Origin of the sequence: Streptomyces sp. WELS2 (assembly GCF_013870595.1) — a bacterium.
In the GTDB taxonomy this organism is placed as follows: domain Bacteria; phylum Actinomycetota; class Actinomycetes; order Streptomycetales; family Streptomycetaceae; genus Streptomyces.
In genome coordinates this window covers 1-637 of the sequence record NZ_JACBWZ010001386.1, presented here as the reverse complement: position 1 = coordinate 637, position 637 = coordinate 1, and the positions used below count along the sequence as shown (strand labels likewise).

The following is a 637-nucleotide window of genomic DNA, read 5'->3' as shown; positions in this document are numbered from 1 at the left end:
GACCCAGGTCACCCGGATCACCCGAACCGACCTCGACCGGCTCGAGCCAGTACCGCTCCCGCTGAAAGGCATACGTCGGCAACTCAAGGAAGTCCGGCCTCCGACCGGCAACGGGCCAGTCGATGTCGAGCCCCGCCACAAAAGCCTCGCCCAACGCCAGGCTGAAGCGCCGCTGTTCGTCCTCGTTGCGGCGCAGCGTCCCCAGGACGACCGCCTCGGCACCGGCCTCTTCGACGCTCTCCTCCACCGACGCCGTCAGCACCGGGTGCGCACTCGACTCGATGAACACGTCGAAACCGTCGGCGAGAAGAGCCTTGGCCGCTGCGTGGAAGTCCACCGTCTGCCGCAGATTCGTGTACCAGTAGCCCGCGTCCAGCTCCGAACCGTCCAGCACCCGACCGGTGACCGAGGAGTAGAACGGCACCTGCCCGGCCCGGGGCCGCACCGGCTCCAACAGCCCCGCCAACTCCTGGCGAATAAGCTCGACATGAGCCGAGTGGGAGGCATAGTCCACTGGGATCCGGCGGGCCCGCACCCCCTCCGCCTCACACCGCGCCAACAACCCATCCAACGCCTCGACATCCCCCGAAACCACCGTCGACACAGGCCCGTTCACAGCCGCGACGGACAACCCCTC

1 protein-coding gene is annotated in these 637 nt (G+C 68.0%); it reads right to left on the bottom strand.

Annotation, left to right across the window (positions count from 1 at the left end; translation table 11 throughout):
* Window positions 1–595 (bottom strand): acyltransferase domain-containing protein (locus H5J33_RS36525; protein WP_309485587.1); only part of this gene is annotated, 595 nt, incomplete at its 3' end.
* Between the last annotated feature and the right edge of the window lie 42 nt (window positions 596–637).